The organism is Paraburkholderia sp. RHO2, from assembly GCF_050955445.1.
GTDB lineage: Bacteria > Actinomycetota > Actinomycetes > Mycobacteriales > Mycobacteriaceae > Prescottella > Prescottella agglutinans_A.
Genome location: NZ_CP162617.1, coordinates 3,132,491 through 3,150,330, shown reverse-complemented (window position 1 = coordinate 3,150,330; position 17,840 = coordinate 3,132,491). Strand labels below are relative to the sequence as shown.

At 67.9% G+C, this 17,840-nt stretch carries 14 protein-coding genes and 1 pseudogene; 7 read left to right on the top strand and 8 right to left on the bottom strand.

Features of this window, described 5'->3' with window-relative positions:
* Positions 1-271: 271 nt before the first annotated feature.
* Entirely contained in the window at positions 272-1,654 is a 1,383-nt protein-coding gene (locus ABTV10_RS14610) for an aminotransferase-like domain-containing protein (protein ID WP_499028021.1), read from the bottom strand.
* Positions 1,655-1,738: 84 nt separating this feature from the next.
* Between ABTV10_RS14610 and ABTV10_RS14605 the strand changes: the two genes are divergently transcribed.
* Together ABTV10_RS14605 and ABTV10_RS14600 are read left to right on the top strand one after the other, a co-directional pair.
* Positions 1,739-2,965, top strand: a complete 1,227-nt coding sequence (locus ABTV10_RS14605; protein WP_499028020.1) for a benzoate/H(+) symporter BenE family transporter — start codon at positions 1,739-1,741, stop codon at positions 2,963-2,965.
* Positions 2,966-3,086: 121 nt separating this feature from the next.
* Positions 3,087-3,551, top strand: a complete 465-nt coding sequence (locus tag ABTV10_RS14600) for a GNAT family N-acetyltransferase (protein ID WP_499028019.1) — start codon at positions 3,087-3,089, stop codon at positions 3,549-3,551.
* 270 nt (positions 3,552-3,821) lie between these two features.
* On the opposite strand, the gene ABTV10_RS14595 is transcribed toward ABTV10_RS14600, so the two are convergent.
* From ABTV10_RS14595 to ABTV10_RS14585, 3 genes are all read right to left on the bottom strand, one after another.
* Complete coding sequence (locus ABTV10_RS14595; RefSeq protein WP_499028017.1) at positions 3,822-4,784, bottom strand: SMI1/KNR4 family protein; 963 nt, start codon at positions 4,782-4,784, stop codon at positions 3,822-3,824.
* 134 nt (positions 4,785-4,918) lie between these two features.
* Entirely contained in the window at positions 4,919-5,971 is a 1,053-nt protein-coding gene (locus ABTV10_RS14590; protein ID WP_499028016.1) for a hypothetical protein, read from the bottom strand.
* 900 nt (positions 5,972-6,871) lie between these two features.
* Positions 6,872-7,765: a LysR family transcriptional regulator gene (locus ABTV10_RS14585; RefSeq protein WP_499028014.1), complete on the bottom strand. Its 894-nt coding sequence runs from the start codon at positions 7,763-7,765 to the stop codon at positions 6,872-6,874.
* Between the two features lie 83 nt (positions 7,766-7,848).
* On the opposite strand from ABTV10_RS14585, the pseudogene ABTV10_RS14580 reads away from it, so the two are divergent.
* Positions 7,849-8,604 (top strand): annotated as a pseudogene (locus tag ABTV10_RS14580) (EamA family transporter); the annotation flags it as partial.
* A gap of 180 nt (positions 8,605-8,784) precedes the next feature.
* Here ABTV10_RS14580 and ABTV10_RS14575 read toward each other — a convergent pair.
* On the bottom strand, positions 8,785-10,956 hold the full coding sequence (locus ABTV10_RS14575; RefSeq protein WP_499028013.1) for a hypothetical protein: 2,172 nt from the start codon (positions 10,954-10,956) through the stop codon (positions 8,785-8,787).
* Positions 10,957-11,079: 123 nt separating this feature from the next.
* Complete coding sequence (locus tag ABTV10_RS14570; RefSeq protein ID WP_499028011.1) at positions 11,080-12,363, bottom strand: YybH family protein; 1,284 nt, start codon at positions 12,361-12,363, stop codon at positions 11,080-11,082.
* 125 nt (positions 12,364-12,488) lie between these two features.
* Between ABTV10_RS14570 and ABTV10_RS14565 the strand changes: the two genes are divergently transcribed.
* From ABTV10_RS14565 to ABTV10_RS14555, 3 genes are all read left to right on the top strand, one after another.
* A complete protein-coding gene (locus ABTV10_RS14565) occupies positions 12,489-13,163 on the top strand; it encodes an isochorismatase family protein (protein WP_499028008.1) in 675 nt (224 codons plus the stop codon).
* Positions 13,164-13,257: 94 nt separating this feature from the next.
* Complete coding sequence (locus ABTV10_RS14560; protein ID WP_499028006.1) at positions 13,258-14,688, top strand: globin domain-containing protein; 1,431 nt, start codon at positions 13,258-13,260, stop codon at positions 14,686-14,688.
* A gap of 107 nt (positions 14,689-14,795) precedes the next feature.
* Positions 14,796-14,924, top strand: a complete 129-nt coding sequence (locus tag ABTV10_RS14555; protein WP_258557659.1) for a hypothetical protein — start codon at positions 14,796-14,798, stop codon at positions 14,922-14,924.
* Positions 14,925-15,057: 133 nt separating this feature from the next.
* Here the strand turns inward: ABTV10_RS14555 and ABTV10_RS14550 are convergent, their stop codons facing one another.
* Entirely contained in the window at positions 15,058-15,423 is a 366-nt protein-coding gene (locus ABTV10_RS14550) for a hypothetical protein (protein ID WP_499028005.1), read from the bottom strand.
* A 311-nt stretch (positions 15,424-15,734) separates the two neighbouring features.
* Between ABTV10_RS14550 and ABTV10_RS14545 the strand changes: the two genes are divergently transcribed.
* The gene (locus ABTV10_RS14545) at positions 15,735-17,012 is read left to right on the top strand and encodes an alpha/beta hydrolase (protein ID WP_499028003.1); all 1,278 of its coding nucleotides are present in this window, start codon (positions 15,735-15,737) and stop codon (positions 17,010-17,012) included.
* 39 nt (positions 17,013-17,051) lie between these two features.
* On the opposite strand, the gene ABTV10_RS14540 is transcribed toward ABTV10_RS14545, so the two are convergent.
* Positions 17,052-17,810: a TetR/AcrR family transcriptional regulator C-terminal domain-containing protein gene (locus ABTV10_RS14540; RefSeq protein WP_499028001.1), complete on the bottom strand. Its 759-nt coding sequence runs from the start codon at positions 17,808-17,810 to the stop codon at positions 17,052-17,054.
* Positions 17,811-17,840: the final 30 nt, after the last annotated feature.

Genomic DNA, 17,840 nt, shown 5'->3' with positions numbered 1-17,840 from the left:
TAGACCGGTCTACATATTTGTTGCCACCCGGGAGAATGCGTCAACAAACGTCATGGAGCATTTGTCCCAGGGGAGGGGCAGTCCCGGGCGGACCCTGTCACCGTTGTGCGGTGGTGGGGGGTCGTGTTTGTGTCTCGTTCTCGGGGCCCTTTTTGGTGTCGTGAGCTGGGCTGATGCTGTGTGGTGTGTCGTGGGATGGTGGTGGTGTGCGGGTGGATGAGAAGTGGGTGTTTGGGAGTGCCGCTGCGCCTGTGGTTTTCGCGGGGGGTTCTCATCGTCGGAGGATGTCGGAGAGCCGTCTGATGCCTTCGGCGATCTGGGCCTCGGTTGCAGCCCCGTACGAGAAGCGCAGGAACGGTGCGGGTGGTTCGTCCACGAAGAAGTGACGCCCGTCTCCGATGAGCACCCCGGCCGCGTACGCGGCGGCGCAGACCTCGCGGGTATCTGCGCCCTGGGGCAGCCGGGCCCAGAGGTGAATGCCGCCGCGCGGGACGCACGGGATGCGGATGTCGGGAATCGTGGCGCGGATCGCGGAGACGAGTGCGTCGCGTCGCGTCGCGAGCTCGGCGCGCAGACGTTTGAGGTGCCGGGGCCACACATTCGATGTCAGGAGACCGCAGGCGATTTCCTGCACCATCGGTGCGACGCAGAGGTCGTCGGCGGTGCGAGAGGCCCGGAGCCGTTCGCCGGCCGGGCCGCGCGCGATGACCGCGCCGAGTCGCAGGCCGGGGGAGGCGGGCTTCGACAGAGTGAGGATCGACACGACGTGTCCGTCGGGGTCTTCGGTGAAGAGCGGGGGCGGGGCCTGTCCGTCGATGCCGAAGTATCTGGCCCAGTCGTCCTCGATGATGAACGCGCCGTGGCGAACCGCGAGTTCGAGCACCTGCTTCCGGCGTTCCGCACTGAGGATCGCCCCGGTGGGGTTCGCGTAGCTCGGCTGGAGGTAGATCACGCGCGCACGCGTGCGTTCGAGTTCGTCGGCGAGGTGGTCGACCAGGATCCCGTCGGCGTCGGTCGGGACCGACGAGAGGTGGAGGCCCGCGCTCTGCGCGGCGAGGATCGCGCCCGGATAGCTGGGACTCTCGGTGATGACCGCCGACCCGGGCTCGGCGAGTGTGCGCATCGTGAAGACGAGGCCCTGCTGCCCGCCGGAGACGACGAGCACGTCGTTGGGGTCGGCGCGGTACTCGGAGGCGAGGATCCGACGCAGTTCCGCCGAGCCCGCCGGCGGTGTCATCGTCCAGGCGCGGCCGCTCTTCGCCGCACGCGCGCCGATGCGATGCAGTTCCTCGTTCGGCGATAGCTCGGGGGCGAGGTATCCCCACGAGAGCGGAATGTGCTCGGGAGTGCCGTAGCCGCCCAGGCGAGCGGCGCGGTCGGCGTCCACTCTGGCGTGGCCGAGCGCCTGGGACTGCCAGGAAAAGTCGGGTTCCGGCAGTTGTGCGCGTCCCGCCACGAACGTTCCCCGCCCGGGCTCGGCCCGCACCAACCCGAAGGCGCTCAGTTCCGCGAGCGCCGCCGAGACGGTGGCCGCACTCGCCTGGAGTTCCGCGGAGAGTGCTCGGACACCCGGCAGCTTTTCTCCGGTGCGCATCGTCGCGATCCGCTGACGGAGGTGCGCCGCAATCTCCGAGGCTCTGTTATCGTTGGACATGAAGCCAGTGAATAACGTTACTGCGATTTCCGCAAGATTGTTACGCTGCCGATCGGTTCGGTCAGCGGTCTCGGTGGCACGGCGATGAGTCGGAATTCCGCCGTGCTGCACGATGTTTCCGTATCCGCGGTCGTCGCGGGCATTCTCTCGGCGCTCATCAACTTCGCGGGCCCCTTCCTGATCGTGCTCGAAGCCACCCGCGCGGCAGGTCTCGACGACGCGCAGACCGCGTCCTGGGTCTGGGCGTTGTCGATCGGCAACGGCGTGTGCAGCATCGCGCTGAGCCTCTTCACCCGCATCCCGGTGATCGTGGCTTGGTCGACGCCCGGTGCGGCGCTGCTGATCGCCTCGCTCGGCGGCTTCACGTTCGCCGAGGCAGTCGGTGCCTTCCTCGTCGCCTCGGTCGCCGCCGCGGTGGTCGGGTACACGGGCTGGTTCGGCCGGCTGCTCGCCAGGGTGCCCGGCCCGGTGTTGCAGGCCCTGCTCGCCGGGATCCTGCTGCCCTTCGTCGTGGCCGCGGCGGGCGCCTTCACGAGCGCGCCGCTGATCGCGGGGAGCATCGTCGTCGCCTTCCTTCTCGGCAAACGCTTCTTCGAGCGATACGCAGTGCTCGCCGCGCTCGTCGCCGGGCTCGCGGTCACCTGGGCAACCGGATCCTTCCGCGAGGTCGCGCCGTCACTCGCGCTCGGCGGCCCTGTGTTCACCATGCCGGCGTTCACCCCCGCGGCACTCGTGAGCATCGCGCTGCCGCTGTTCATCGTCACGATGGCGTCGCAGAACGCTCCGGGCCTCGCACTGCTCCAATCGCAGGGATACGAGCCGAACGACCGCCTGCTCGTCGGTGTCATCTCGACGGTCTCCGCGATCCTCGCGCCCTTCGGCTGCCACGGCATCAATCTCGGCGCCATCACGGCGGCGATCGCGCTCGGCCCCGAGTCGCACCCGGATCGCGCACAGCGCTACATCGCGGGCCTCTCGGGCGGCCTCACCTACCTGCTGGTCGGCTCGTTCGGAGGCGTGCTCGTGGCCGGGTTTCAGGCGATCCCGAGCGAAACGGTTTCGGTACTTGCCGCCGTCGCGCTGCTCGGATCAGCGCTCACCGCGCTGCAGGGCGCGATGAGCGGCGATACCCGCACCGGGACAGCGGCCCTCACCACGCTCGCGGTCACCATGTCCGGCGTTGTGTTCTTCGGTGTCGGTGCCGCGTTCTGGGGCCTCGCCGCGGGCAGCGCTGCGTACCTCCTCCTGGCCCCGCGCCGGGTGCGAGCACGAACTGGCAATGCAGGAAGGGAGAGCGCAGTGATTACGTGACCAATCGTGGGCGCGGACCACACCCCCGCATCGAATTCTCGATCCTCGCGGGCGGAGAACGCCCGGACAGCAATTGGCAGTACCGATCTGCCGAGATCCACAGACACCGATAGGAGCCCCCGTGGCTACGACCACCAATACGACCATCCGGATGCTCGACCCTGCCGACGAGAGTCGCTGGCGTGTCCTCTTCCGTCAGTACCGCACGTTCTACAAGCTGCCTGAGTCCGAGGACATCGTCTCCCGCGCATGGGGATGGTTCATGGATCCCCGACACGAATGCAAGGCCCTGGTCGCGGAAGTGGACGGCGAGATCCTCGGGTTCGCACACCACCGCCGCTTCTCCTCGCCCTACACCGGCACCACCGGTCTCTTCCTCGACGACCTGTTCACCGACCCCGCAGCCCGCGGCCGCGGCGTCGGTCGCGCACTGATCGGGCGTCTCACCGAGATGGCCACCGCTGAGGGCCGCGCCGTGGTGCAGTGGGTGACCGCCGAAGACAACCATCAGGCCCAGGCGCTCTACAACACCCTCGCCACGCGGACGAACTGGGTTACCTACGAGGCCGAACCCTCCGCACGGTAAGCACCGCAGCATGAATCGAGTGTCGCCAGAGATTCACTGAGCGGTGGTGCAGGGCGGCGGGGAGATGCGCGTTGATCCATTGCCCCGTCGCCCTGCGAGGCGACAGGTCGCCCCGGACTCGATCCACGACGGGACGCCGTCTCCCACGGCTAGGCGCACTTGCGGATCATCGTTGTGGGACCACCGGATTCGGGACCGAGATCGGATTGCCGGCCCGAATCGTGTGTTCGGTTGTGGGTCATGGACATCGAGGCAGATCTCTGGACCCGGTCAGTCGCCATGCACGATCGTGAATCCCTGGGGCGGAACTTCGTGGACGATGACGTTGTTGCCGACACCCGTGACGATGGTCAGGTAGCACGCGGTTTCTCCGTTCACGGAGACGAAGAAGTTCATGTGGATGCCCCGCCGCCGGGGTACGCGCGGATACACGGTGTGTGCGCCGTTGATGACCGCGTCTGGATGCAGCGAACGAGCAGTCGCGAGAACGGCTCGCCCGACCGCGTCGAGATCGAGGAGATCGTCCGTCGTCCCCACCTGTGACGGTCCGAAGTCGGTCAGCGGGAACGGAATCTGCAACGGGATGGGGACCGGCGGTGGCTCGTGGGCTGGAATGTCAGAGTAATCGGCGGTCCAGACCAGTGCGCCGTCCTCGACGGTCGGCGTCAGGTCCGAGTGGTCGGTGCCGGTTTCCACGCTGTGGCGCACGGTGTCGATGTAGTCCGCCAGCGACGCAAACAGCGGGCCGCTTTCGTCTGCAACTTCCCAGCCGAAGGCTCGGATACAGCCGTGGTGGTCACCGAAACGGGTGTCGACGTAGAGGAAGTCACCCGTACCGTACTGTGCGAACGGCACGTAGGGGTCGAGAAACGTGTGCGCGACCTCGCCGGCTGGATGCCGGTCGACGTTCTCAGCCCAGCCGCAACCGAGATCGTCAATGTCGTGCGGGGACTCTCGGCACGAGATGTGTGTGGCGACCAGCGCGTCGAGGCCGAGCAGTTCGAGATCCGGCAGGACCGTGCCGACCGAACCGTGCTGGGTGCTGGGCACGTCGTCCATGCCGTCGTGGAGGGAGTAGAACTCGCGCAACTCCTCTGACCACGGGGTCGTCGCCTCCTCTGCTTCTTGTCGATCAAGCAGATCGCGGGGCGGGCGAACAGCGGCCGCAGTGACCGGTGCGACGTCACGAAGGACCGACATGTACGCACGCCATACCTCGGTCAGGGTCGTCATCGCCCGAATGTATCGTGCCGCGATCGTCGTCGGTCGCTCGTAGGGTCGAGTTGACCGCGACGTCGAGCGGGAGTCGGTTCGGCGGGACGGCTGTGCCTCCGGGCGGCCGACAGGCGCCCACGCTTCGGATTCGGCTACCAAGGTGCTTCCTCCACCGCGGCGGTCACGGCGGCGGGCACAGCGACGAAGGGTAGGCCGGTGCCCGTAGCCCGACGGCATCCGTCGAGTTCGATGTCGATCGTTGCGCCGCCGGAACCGTCCGAGCGGAACAACGGGACCTGTGCGGTTCGCGTGGCGATGACCGCACATGGCGGCGCGGGCGGCGCTTCGATGACCTCACGGACCAGGTCGGCGCTCTGGCCGACGGTCAGCCGCGACCGTGATTGATGAACGGAGCGGTCGGCCGACTCGATGTACCGGCACACCTGCAGCCGGCCGACATCCTCGACCGGGAAGGCCAGCGCATAGCTCACAGCGAGCCGGGACCGCCGGTCGGCTCCATCTGCTCGTTCTATGTCTGCGTCCGTGGTCGTGCTGAAGCCGGACCCGTACTTTTCGCCGCAAACCCCCGGGTCGTCCGCGGGCAGCTGCCTCTCGTGCCGCTGCCGATCGACCTCGTGCAGATGGGCGAGTACGGCGACCGGGCGAGCCTGATATCCGCACGGAGCCGCGGGCCATGCGGGCCGCACCGCGCGTCCGTCCGCGTCGACGAACCACAACCCGGGCGGCTTCACCTCGAAGACCGCGCAGCCGGCTTCGACGTTGTCCGGGAACCGCTCCGAGTCGACTCGGAACGCATCCCATGCCGCCTCGACATCGCCCTCGAGCCGGACACTGTCGATCGTCAACGCGCCCGCCGCGTTCTCGCCCCGTTCACAGCGCACGACAGCGACCGGTGAGAAGCCGCTGGGCTGATACCCGACCCCGACGGCAGATGGTCGGCCAGGATCGATGCTGCCGAGGTTCGCCGCCGCAAGCCTGCTCTCGATGTCCGGGGTGAGACAGTCGGCTCGCTCGGCGATCGCAGCCGTCGGCGGGCGGTAAGAAGTCGAGCCGCACGCGGTGAGGACGGTGCCGACAACTGTCAGGACTGCCAGAACTGGAACGAGTCCGGCTGCCCTGGTGTGCATTCCGGACCGCCAGCTCTCGGGCCGTCCAGACCTGGCCGACAGGGGCTCGCTGATCATGACGCTACGGTATGCGGCAGTTTCGTCCGGATCACGCGATACGCCATTTTTGGATCAGGAGTGGTTCGGGGGTCGATGGCGACGAGATCGCAGGCCGTGGTCGCTCTTTCGCACACGCCGATTCGCTGCCTTCGGCAGCCTGACGACATCGAGGACCGCGATGCCCATCGATGTGCACCCGATGCGCACGGGACCGGGCACGGACTTGCTTGCAGCGTGTGATCCCTCGACACGACCGGACGTTCTCACGTCGCCGCACCGGCAATCGGTCCGGATGCGGATGCCGCGTCCCCAGACCCCGAGCGGAACACGGACGAAAGGTATCCGCATGAAGATCGTCGTAACCGGAGGGACCGGGCTGATCGGATCGAAGGTTGTCGCCCGACTGAATCAACGTGCCCATCAAGCGGTTCCAGCCGCACCGAGTGTCGGGGTGAACACCCTCACCGGTGAGGGTGTGAAAGAGGTACTGCGAGCAGCGAGTGTGGTGGTCGATGTGTCCAACTCGCCATCGTTCGCCGACGACGATGTGATGACCTTCTTCCGGACCTCCACCACGAACCTGCTCAACGCGGCCGTTGAGGCGGGTGTCGGTCACTATGTCGCCTTGTCGGTCGTTGGTTGTGATCGACTGCCCGAGTCCGGGTACATGCGGGCGAAGGCCGCACAGGAACGACCGATCACGGGCTCGAGTCTTCCGTGCTCGGTGGTGCACGCAACGCAGTTCTTCGAGTTCGCCGGTGGAATCGCCGATTCTGCGACAGCGGACGGCAAGGTGCGGTTGTCCGATGCCGGTGTGCAGCCGGTGGCCGCCGAGGAGGCAGCTGGCGCAGATCCGACTCTCGGAGTGGTTGGCGCGTCGGTGACGCGATTGCGCGTCCGGTGTACGGTCGCCCACACTCACCGGCCGGGTTTGTTGGACGAAGGCTCCCCGGCGCCCAGTTCGTCCAGCACGAGCCGCAGTGGCGGCCATTGTTCGCGACCTCGGCGCACGACCGCATAGGTTCGCATGATGACCTCGAGATCGTCGAGGCGCCTCACCCGAATCTCTGGGTGCGGTCGGGTGCGCTCGACGGGGAGCAGGGCGACGCCGTGGCCCGCGGCAATGAGGTCGTCGATGAGTTCGAGGCTGTCGATCTTGTGGGTGATACGAGGCGTGAAGCCGGCCATGGAGGCAAGGATGCGCAGGACCTCTTCGTCTGCCGTGTTGCGCGAGTTGACGATCCAGTTGCTGTCGGCGTACGAGGACAGAGGGCCGGAGCGCTGGGCCGCGTGCGTGCCGAGGCCCCATTCCATCGTCCACAGCGCGGTCGCGGTGAAGTCGCTGCGAAGTGCCCCGGGAGCGAGGTTGTAGTCGTAGGTGAGCGCGAGGTCGACATCGTCGCGGGCAAGCAGTTCGAGAGCTTCGAACGGCTCGTGTTCGGCGATCATGACGGTCACCTCCGGTTCGGCTTTCCCGAGGCGCGCGACGGTCGGCAACAGTGAGCGTCGAATGGCGGTCGCGAAGCCCGCGGCGCGCACCGTGCCGACGGGCGCGGCGTCCACGTCGAGATCCAGGAGTGCGGCATCGACGGCGGCCAAGATGGTCACGGCGTGCTCGGCGAGCCGTCGACCCGCAGGCGTCAGACGCACCCTGCGGCCGTCGGGTTCTGTCAGCGGAGTGCCGATCTTTCGCGTCAGTGCCGCAACATGTTGGGAGACAGAAGAGGTGGTCATCCCCAGCTCGTCCGCAACCTCCCGCATCGAACCCCACCGGGACAGTTCGAGAAGGATGCGAAGTCGGTGCAGGTCCATGCCAGTTATTGTTCAGGATTCGTGAACGATTAGTCCATCATATTCGCGTGGATTTTGACGAACGGGTTCGCTTCACTGACGTGATGACAACGATCGAGGTCCGAAGTGCGTCGCGGGCCGGAGCCGGGATGGCGCTCTCCGCGATGCTGTGCGTGCAACTGGGTCTCGCGGCCTCGGTTGCGCTCGTCGACCAGGTAGGCGCAGTCGGCGCCGCCTGGCTGCGGCTCGCATGGGCTGGTCTTCTGCTCGTCGCGATCGTGCGACCACGTCCGGCGCAGTTCACTCGCCGCGCCTTTCGTTCCGCGGTGGCATTGGGCGTCGCCACCGCCGGCATGACGATGCTGTTCATGGCTGCGGCGTCACGAATTCCGCTGGGTACCGCGAGTGCACTGGAGTTCCTCGGCCCCCTCGGCATCGCAGTGACCCGAACACGTGGCGCCGGCCGGCTGTGGGCACTGGTCGCCGGCGGCGGTGTCGTGCTGCTGACGCAGCCCTGGAACGGCGAGGTCGATCCGGCGGGTGCTGGTTTCGCGCTCGGTGCCGCCGTGTGTTGGGCGGCATACATCTTGCTCACTCAGAAGGTCGGTGACGAGGTGGACGGGCTTGCCGGCCTGTCGATCTCGATGCCGGTCGCCGGTGTTGTGACCACGGTTGTGGCGGTGCCGGACGTCTTCGCCCGGCTGACACCGCAGCTTGTTCTGGTCGGTCTGGGTCTGGCGGTGCTGCTCCCGGTGGTGCCCTATGCGCTCGAGTTGTCGGCGCTGCGCCGGCTCGATGCGGGCACATTCGGCACACTCATGAGCCTCGAACCTGCGGTCGCCGCCCTCATCGGCCTCGTAGCGCTTCGACAGGTCCCGAATCCCCTGGCCCTTCTCGGCATCGCCTTCGTCGTGGCGGCAGGGATCGGCGCGCAACGTGACGGCGCGAAACGTCCGCAGGCCAGTGCGCCCGTCCATCGACCCGCGCAAGTAGTCCCGGCTCCTCCACCGCCGGCGATCGGCGCTGAGCCTTCCGAGAACTCAAGCGGTCTCCAGGGCGTGCAGGATCGGGCGCAGCCGGGCGAGGGCGCGCTCGTCCTCGACAGCGATGTCGCCGGTGGAGTCGAAGCGCTCGTCGCGGTCGACGAGGGAACGGAGCCCTTTCGCGACCGCGCGACGGACCGGTGCCGGTGCGGCTGCGAGCCGTTCGGTGAGGCGAAGTCCGAGGTCGCGGGCCCACCGGTCGGTCACGGCACCCGCGGTGACCTTCGCGATTCGCGCGGGCGTGCCGGGCAGGGACAGCCCGAGGTCGAGGAGGGCGATCGCGCCGGCGGCGCTGGCCTTGACGAGCGGGCCGGAGAAGTCCTTGCGGTCGGTGACGACGAGGTCGCCGAGCAGTGCCTCGAACTCGGTGCGCGCCTCCGGGGGTAGCAATTGCCTTGCGTGCCAATCGAGTGCAAGACCGATGGCTTCTTCGATCGGTCCGCGTCCGGCGTCGATGATGCCGCGAAGCACCGGCCAGCCGGTCGCGGCCTCGCCCGAGTCGATGTCGGCAAGGATCCGTAGCGCGGTGAGCTGGTCGCCTCGCTGGTAGTCGCTCGCTGCGGCCGCCGTGCCGACGAGGCCGCGGCACCAGTCGAGGAAGCGCGGGTCGGTGCGGTCTGCCCAGTGCAGGAGCACCGCGGATTCTCTGTATTCGAGCTCGGCGTCGAGCACGCGATGGAAGTCGTTCGGGTCCTTCGTCAAACGTGCGAGAGCGAGTAGCACGCTCGCGTCGCCGCTGACGCTCGCCTCGCGGACACGCTCGAGGCTGGCGACGTCGTCCCATGCGGCGAGCGCGGCGGCGGCCTGCCTCGGCGCGACCGATAGCAATTCCCGGACCTCGGGCAGCGCGCTGCCGGCAGCGTCGGCGGGCCACGTGGCGAGCAAATCGATGAGGTGCCCGGCGCCGTCGCGGGCCGGATCGACCGGAGGTGTCTGCCGCAGCGCCTGCCGGATACCGGCGACGAGCATGCCGGCGGACGGTGCGTGCTCGCGCACCAGCGTGTCACCGAGCGCGGACTGCCCCGACGCAGAGGTGGCGACCATGAGGCCGCGTGCGGCGGGGTTCGTGAGCAGGGCCTCGGCCATCGGGCGAGCCCACCGTCCGTCGCCGGCCCGCAGCAGGGCGAGAGCGGAATCGGCCCGGGCATCCGTGTCGAAGGTGCTCGACCCGATGGCCGAAATGCTGCCGGCGTCGACCCGCCCGGCGAGGGCGACGAGCGCGTCGCAGACCTCGGGTGTCGGTGGGCACTGCCGGAGCGCCGTGATCATCGCTTCCGGCCCGGCTTCGGGCAGCGCCGCGAGTGCGAGCAGGCGACGGACCGCGGCCGGACTGTTGCGCCGCGAACAGATGACGACATCGACGAGCCCGGCGATCGTCGTCTCGTCCGGCGTCGGCAGCGCGGCCAGTACGTAAGCCGACGCCTCCGGGTTGACCTCGCTCAACCACTCGGGGAGGTTGCCGACACCGAACGCGATGCGCGGCGCAACCTCGACGGCGAGTTCCCATCCCGCCACTAGCGCGTCGAGGTCGGTGGTCGCCGTTCCCCCTGCCGCGATCCGCGCTAGCGTCGCTGCCATCACCAGCCCGGGGTCGCCGTCGGCGAGAGTGCCCGAGACATCGACACCGAGAGTCGCGAGCGCAGCGACACATGCCTGTTCGACCTGCGCTGCCGGGCGTGTGCTCGCCCGCGCGGCGAGCGTATCGAGCGCAGCGGGCTCGGCCGGGCGCGCCGTGGCCTGCAGCAGCGCCGCGGCCGCGGCCTCCGAGCCGGCGTCGGCGATCAGCGGTCGCACGAGCGTCGCGATCGTGGCCAACGAGTCGCGGGCCGACTGCACAAGGGTGGCCGTCTCGACGTCGTCCACCTCGACCTGTTCGTAGGCGCGCACCGTGTCGGCGAACTGCAGCAACAACCACGCCACGCCCTCGGCGTCCGCGGTCTGCCGTGCACCCAGCAGTGACGCGATCGCAGCCATCGCCGGCACGGTCGAGTCGTAGAGGGTTCCCTGGTGCAGCACGGAAGCCCACAGCGCGTGCAGTGACTCCTCGACGGTCACCGCGGCGGCCAGCCCCTCGATCCAGCCGGGCACATCGCTCGCATCGCCGTATGCATGTTCGAGCGTCGACCAGTCGACCTCTGCGAGGGTGGTGCGCTGGTGCGCGCGTTTCATTCAGGTCTCCTGTCGTGGAACGGGCCGATGTCGTGCGGGTCGTCGTACGGGTTCGCGGAGTCCGCCGGAACCGCGAACGCGCTACCTGTGTACCTACCACCCGTGGAACAGGAATGGTCGTAGCTACCCGAGAATTCGAGGCTGGTCGATCACCCACAGCCAGTTGCCGTCCGACTGTCGGCGGGCCACTTCGACGGTGGCCCCGCCGTCCGGGAGGCACACGGACGTCATCGCCAGGTTGCCGCTGCGGAGGGCCGGCCGAACCTCACCCGGCGGGAACACCGGCGCGCCCGCGACGAGCTGTTCGTAGGCGGCCCGGATCTCGGAGGTTCCGGTGGCAACACGCCCGTCCGGCAGGGCCAGCACCGCGTCCGGCTCGTACAGGGCGACCAGCCCGTCCACGTCGCCCGCATTCAACCGTTCGACGACCAACCGGTTGAGGTCCTCAGGTTCCGCGGCCCGCGTCGTCGGTGTCTCGTCCATGGGGTGCAGCTCCTCGTCGAATCGATGTGCCGGTGTGGCAGGACATCTCGTGATCGTGACAGGGGGGTGTGACAGAGACGACGTGATCAGTGCTCGAGTGGGTGTTCCGTCGCGGCGCGTGACGAGCTCGGGGATCCGCGCGAAAGGGCAGGATCCGCCGACGGTCACCACCTCCAGTGCGGTGGCCGCGTCGCGGAGCTCCCCGGACAGGGTCGCAGGGTGGATCAGGACGACCATCCGGAGTGCCGGAAAGGCGAGATCGTCGGCGGTCAGTCGCGTCTGCTGCTCGACGACGAGCACCTGCGCGGGTCCCGACGCCTGCGCGCCGGGCCGGGCGGTGTTCGCCAGGGTGGTACTCACGTCGCCGGAGAGCGTCGCGTAGGACACCAGGCGCCGGTAGGTGAGCAGGTCGAGTCCCTCCTGGGCGAGCGCCTGGCGCAACCGCAGCATCGGCATCGCGATCACGACGGTGGGTCGGCCGGGTTGTTCCACCGTGACTGGGCCGGGGGTCTCGCCGCCACCGAGCACCCCATCGCCGAGCTCCTCCGCGGCGACGGCCCAGAAAGATCCCTCGGTGGCCAGCGCCGAGGACACCGCGCGGATCGATCCCAGCAGGGCTCCTTCGATGCGACGCAGTTCCCGGCCGGTGGCTCCGCGCGTGTCCCGGAGTGCTGAGGCGTACGCCGTGGCGAGCATGCCGAACTCGCGCAGTGAGGGAGCGATCGACTGCGCGGCGCCGGTCTGCAGATCCACCCCGTCGACGCGGCCGGTCCGCCGGTTGATGCGCAACTCGGATAGGCCTGTGTCACGGGCGATCACGGCCACGTCGTCGCCGTCGAACGGCGGGCTCAGCCAGTCTCCCGGGTAGGGGATGGCACGCACGTCGGCGGTTATGGCGGCGGTGATGTCTGCGTCGCTGATCACATGCGAAAGGCTATACGCTCCAGCGGATCCGACACTCGACGGTTCTCACGCCGATGTCGATCGTCGGATAGTTCGCCATCGGTAGTCCGCTAGCGGATACGGACGACGTACCCCATCATGTCGGCATGGCAACGTTCGATGTACGCGTCGAGGACTACGACTCGGGGGAGCTCCTCGCGATGGCCGCCGGACCGGATTGGACGCTGGACCCGGCGAGGGCGGCACTGTTGGTCCACGACCTCCAGCCGTACTACCTCGACGTGCTCACCGCGAATGTTCGCACCCGCCTGGTGGCGCAGGTCGAGCGAATCGTGGACTGGGCCGCTGGGCGCCGAATGCCGGTGATCGGAAGTGGGCCACGTCCGGCGTCGGTACTCGCGCAGCGAGGCCTGCTCGGGCAGCGGTGGGGACTCGGTCCGACCCCTGACCAAGCCACCGCGACGGCTCTGCAGGGGCTCGAGACCGACCGCGTGAGGTGGGTTCGCAAGCGAAGCTACAGCGCCTTCTTCGCCACGGATCTGGCCGAGGAGCTTCGGCGCCTCGGACGCGATCAACTTGTCGTCGTAGGAGTATTCGCGACGGCGGGGGTCCTCGCTACCACCTATGACGCTTTCGCGCGAGACATCCAATGCTTCGTGCCCCTCGAGGCCACGGCGGATTACACCAAAGACCTGCACGCCACAGCGCTCACTCTGATCTCGGCACTCACCGGACGCGTAACCACGGTCTCGGAGATTGTCGACGCCGGTGGGGCCCCAGGCGCGCCCCATGCCCTCACTCGACCGTCGTCGTCCGTGTGATCGGAGTTGCCTGGCGAAGGCAGAGCTTCCATCGGTCGAAAAGGATCATCAAGCCCGCCATGGATATCCGTCCCAAATTCTGTCGCGGTTTCCGGTGGCGGCGAGTTCCATAGACCGCGGCGCCACCTATGGCGCGAGTCACAATTGTAACAATCCGGGCAATCGGGCCGGACCGCCCAAATTGCCTGTCGCCATCGGATCGGTGATGCTGTATGGCAGTAAACGGTTGGTCGCGAAAGGTCTGATTCTCCTCATGTCTACCGTAGCCGCCCCTGTCGGTGTCTCCAGTGCTGTGCGCTCCGTCGTCTCTGGGGCTGACAAGACCGGCGGCGCGAAGGCGGCGACGATGAATTCGTCTCGGCTGTCCGCGGACTCGCTTTCGGTCATCGAGGCGACATTGCCGGTGGTGGGGGAGCATCTGGGAGAGATCAGTGAGGTTCTCTACCGTCATCTGTTCGACGGGCTGCCCTCGTTTGCGTCCGATCTGTTCAACCGGTCGAACCAGGAGAACGGGGAGCAGCAGAAGGCCCTGGCCGGGTCGATCGCGGCGTTCGCCACTCTTCTGGTCACCGAGGACGCGCCGCCGGTGGACCAGGTGATGTCGCGGATCGCGGCCAAGCACGCGTCCCTGGGGATCGTGCGGGCGCACTACGACCTCGTGCACCGGGCACTGTTCAGGGCCATCGCCGACGTGCTGGGTGATGCAGTGACGCCCGAGGTCGCCGCGGCGTGGGACGAGGTGTACTGGTTGATGGCCGACTCGCTGATGTCGCAGGAGGCGTCGGTCTACGACCAGGCCGGGGTCCCGGATGGCCGTGTGTGGCATGTGCTCACGGTTGTCGATCGTCGTGAGGACGCGCCGGGGGTGTGGACGTTCACCCTGGCCGGCGGCGAGGGGTCACCGATGGCGAACTACGCCGCTGGACAGTACATTTCGGTCGCGATGATCGCCGACGACGGCGCCCGCCAGATCCGCCAGTACACGGTGATGTCGGGAGATGCGCCGGACACGTGGGAGATCACAGTCGAGCCGATGCCGGGAGGCCTGGTGTCGAACAAGCTGATCGCCGATGCCGGGATCGGGTATCCGCTGGTGGTGTCGATTCCTTCCGGGACGCCGTATCCGATCCCGAACGACAACCCGGTAGTGCTCGGCTCGTCCGGCGTCGGATCCGCCCTGACCGTCGCCATCCTGCAGGAGATGATCAGCGCGCGGGATGCGCGTCCGGTCTACGTGGTGCACGTCGACCAGGATGAGGCGTCGTTCGCCCACCGGAGCCGGATCGCGGCCCTCCTCGAGGCATACCCCGGGGAATCCTCGCTGGAGACCTACTACGTACAGGATGCGGAGCAGGCGGTGCCGATCCTGCGTGACCGCGAATGGTACTGCGGCGCCGAGGTGTACCTGTGCGGTTCGCCGCGCTTCATGCGGCAGGTCCGCAGGGTCGCCGTGGTCAAGGGCATCGCCCCCGAGAAGATCCACTACGAGGTGTTCACGCCGGATTCCTGGCTTGGCTTCGACTGATCGGAGTCGCCGAGCAGGTACCGATCCTGCGTCTGGCGAAGCTACTACATGCTGTAGTACAGTCTCGCTTGCGCAACCGCGCAACGACATTCGGATGAGGAGTAGTAATGGGTTCTTCTGATGCAGACCTCGCGCTGATCAAGCAGATTCAGCCTGTCGTGAGTGGAATCGGCGGCGTGCTCGCGGGCGTCGGCGCGCTGCTCGGCCTGATCGGCGCACTCGCTACCTTCAGCTGACAAGAAGTTCGCTTCGCGTCTGATGTTGAAGTATCGCCCCGTCGTAGGGGCGTTGGGGTCTCTGAAGGTCGTTGCCACACCTGGCTTTCCGGGTGAGGCAACGACCTTCGGTGCTTTCGAGTGGGGGTCGGGGTCAGGGCCCGCCGGAGAGTTCGTAGCTGATGTAGCGGTTGCCCCATTTCAGGTAGGCGCTGGTGGTCGCATGGCCTCGGATGGCGTCGTTCTGGAACTGGTAGATGGGGTGGCGGGGTGGTAGGTAATCGACGAGCTCGAGGGCGTAGTGCTCGGAGAGCTGTCGTTGACGTAGGTCGAGTTCCTCACGGCTGTAGTCGCCGTTCTTGCTGAGTAGGTATGTCCTACCGAGTGATTCGAGTCGATCGGGTGGGGCGAAGATGTTGATGCTGCGGTAGACGAACATCGTGTAGAGGAGCCCGGCGACGAGCGCCGCTGCGAGGGAGATGGCTCCGAGGCGGATCGTTCGGCGCAGCGATGGGGGCATGGGGCACGATACAACGACGTTCCGACCTGCGGGGATGGATCCCACTGTGGTGTGGGGGTGACGCCGTCTCCGGGTGTTGTTCCCTGTCCCGTTCCGGGTCCGGAGTTTCAGGGTCTTCCCTGATGTGCTGGGCCGCTGTGGGAGGCGATGATCGGGCGCATGAACATCGCAGAGTGGCGTCCGAAGCGCGGCGGCGAGGCGCTGGACTGGTTGGGTGAGCGCATCGGGGAGCCGACTGGCGAGGGTCTCGGCCGCGGACGATGAACGGGACCGACAACGAGGGGGCCGGGGTGGAACGACGAGGACGAGCAGTGGCGGGGGCCGGGGTCGTGGTCCTGGGGATTCTGGCGGCGATCGGGCTGGGTGCAGCCGCGGCGCTCGGGACGGCCACCTTCGCTATCGCGCCGGGGGTGTTCCTCACCGCCGGTCTGCTGACCGTGCTCGTCGCGACCTTCGCCGTCGGCTGCGTCGGGTTCCGGATCATGCGGCTCCGCCGGCCGGTGCTGGCCGCTGGTGGGCTCGCGGCGGTGACGGGGCTGGTGGTGTGCGCGGCGGCCGGTGTGACGATCTTGCGGCCCTTTCCCCCGCAGGCTGCGATGCCGGCCCCCGCCGACGTCGAGTTCTGGGAGCTACCCACCGGCTCGAGGATCGCGTATGTGCATGCGCCCGCGGCAGGTGCGACGCAGCGGCGCGACACGCCGGTGATCTTCGTTCACGGCGGCCCCGGCACGCCCGGCGAGGGAATCCCGACCGGGGGCGAGGCCCTGGCCGCCGTGGGCTTTGACGTATACGCCTACGACCAAGTCGGTGCCGGACGCTCGAGCCGGCTCGTGGACGTCACCGAGTACACGGTCGAGCGGCAGGTCGAGGACCTCGAGGCGATCCGGGAGACGCTCGGGGCCGAGCGCCTCATCCTCGTCGGGCGCTCCTGGGGTGGCTCGCTGACGGCGCAGTACCTGGCGGCGCACCCGGACCGGGTTGCCAAGGCGGTGTTCGTTGCGCCGGGAGCGATCTGGGGCGGTGCCCACACGCAGGACGGTGTCGGTGAGCCGTGGACCGCGATGAACACCGAGCAGCAGATCCGCTACGACGAATTGATGAGCGAGCCGAGGGTGTTGGTGCAAGCACTGTTGATGTCGGTGAATCCGAATGCTGCCCATGCGCTGGTGCCCGACGTCGAAGCAGACTCGTGGATGCACGAGGTCGCACTGACCGGGCGTGACGGGACGTCGTGTTCCGGCGCGCCGAGCACGCCTCCGCACGACAATCCGCAGGGCTTCTACGTCAACCAGTTGACGAATGCGGACTTCGAACGGATCCCGGATCCGCGGCCGACGCTTCGGGGCGTGCACGTGCCGGCCCTGGTGATGGCGGCGCAGTGCGACTTCGTCCGCTGGCCCGTCACGCGCGAGTACCGTGACGTTCTCCCCGAGTCGACGCTGGTGGACATTGAGGGCGCCGGACATGCCGTTTCGACGGACCAGCCGGAGGTCTACGTCGATCTGCTCCGCAGCTTCCTGCTCGACCAGAATCTGCCGTTGCCCGCCTACACCGCGCAAGTTCCGCCGCCGGGTCGGTGGGCGCGCTGACGGGGCGTCCGTGCCGCGCATCCACTCGCGTGGAGTGGGTCAGTCCGCGGTCACCTCGCGCTCGATCCCGTCCAGCAGCCTGGCGAGCCCGTACTCGAACGCGCCGTCGGGGTCGGCGGGTGCCTGGTACAACTCGCCGACCGTCGAACCCACCCGCGACGACAGCGGAAAGAGGTTCGGCGGCATGACCGCACCGAACAACGGGCCGTACACCTCCCACCACTGGGTGTCGCTGATCTGCCGCGAGGTGTCGATCGCGGCGACCGCCACTCGGGCATTTCCTGTGGCGAACTCCGACAGCACGGCGATCACCCGGTCCATCGCGACGTCGGACAGGCCGATGCCCTCGATCGCGGCCAGCTGCTGTTCGTAGCGGCGCATGCGCCCCGGACCGAGCACGAGCCGCCAGGGTGGCACCTCCAGCAGCCACGGGTGCGCGATCAGTTCGGCTCGTACCTGCCGGGCGATGGCCGCCATCCGTTCGCGCGGTGAGAGCTCCGCCGGGATCGGGGTGACGTCCTCGTCGGCGACGGCGTCGACCATGAGGATCGTGAGGGCGTCCTTGCTGGGGATGTAGGTGTACAGGCTCATGGGCCGAAGCCCCAGTTCGGCAGCGACTGCACGGATGGAGACGCTCGCGTAGCCGTCCCTGTCGGCGAGTGCGACCGCCACGGCGACAACCGCGTCGAGGCTGACGGTCTGCTTCGGGCCGCGCTTGGCGGGGCGTGACGGAAGTTCATGCCGCCACAAGAGATTCACCACCTGTTTCGCCTGCTCGGCGGTGACCTCGTCGCTCACGGAATCCCCTTCGGAACAAATCCAGTACGC

Bases quoted from the DNA above. Each gene is read 5' to 3' on its own strand.
- ABTV10_RS14555 (WP_258557659.1), top strand. From the start codon at position 14,796: ATGGGTTCTTCTGATGCAGACCTCGCGCTGATCAAGCAGATTCAGCCT.
- ABTV10_RS14585 (WP_499028014.1), bottom strand. From the start codon at position 7,765: ATGGACCTGCACCGACTTCGCATCCTTCTCGAACTGTCCCGGTGGGGT.
- ABTV10_RS14605 (WP_499028020.1), top strand. From the start codon at position 1,739: ATGAGTCGGAATTCCGCCGTGCTGCACGATGTTTCCGTATCCGCGGTC.
- ABTV10_RS14575 (WP_499028013.1), bottom strand. From the start codon at position 10,956: ATGAAACGCGCGCACCAGCGCACCACCCTCGCAGAGGTCGACTGGTCG.
- ABTV10_RS14550 (WP_499028005.1), bottom strand. From the start codon at position 15,423: ATGCCCCCATCGCTGCGCCGAACGATCCGCCTCGGAGCCATCTCCCTC.
- ABTV10_RS14610 (WP_499028021.1), bottom strand. From the start codon at position 1,654: ATGTCCAACGATAACAGAGCCTCGGAGATTGCGGCGCACCTCCGTCAG.
- ABTV10_RS14590 (WP_499028016.1), bottom strand. From the start codon at position 5,971: ATGATCAGCGAGCCCCTGTCGGCCAGGTCTGGACGGCCCGAGAGCTGG.
- ABTV10_RS14595 (WP_499028017.1), bottom strand. From the start codon at position 4,784: ATGACGACCCTGACCGAGGTATGGCGTGCGTACATGTCGGTCCTTCGT.
- ABTV10_RS14565 (WP_499028008.1), top strand. From the start codon at position 12,489: ATGGCAACGTTCGATGTACGCGTCGAGGACTACGACTCGGGGGAGCTC.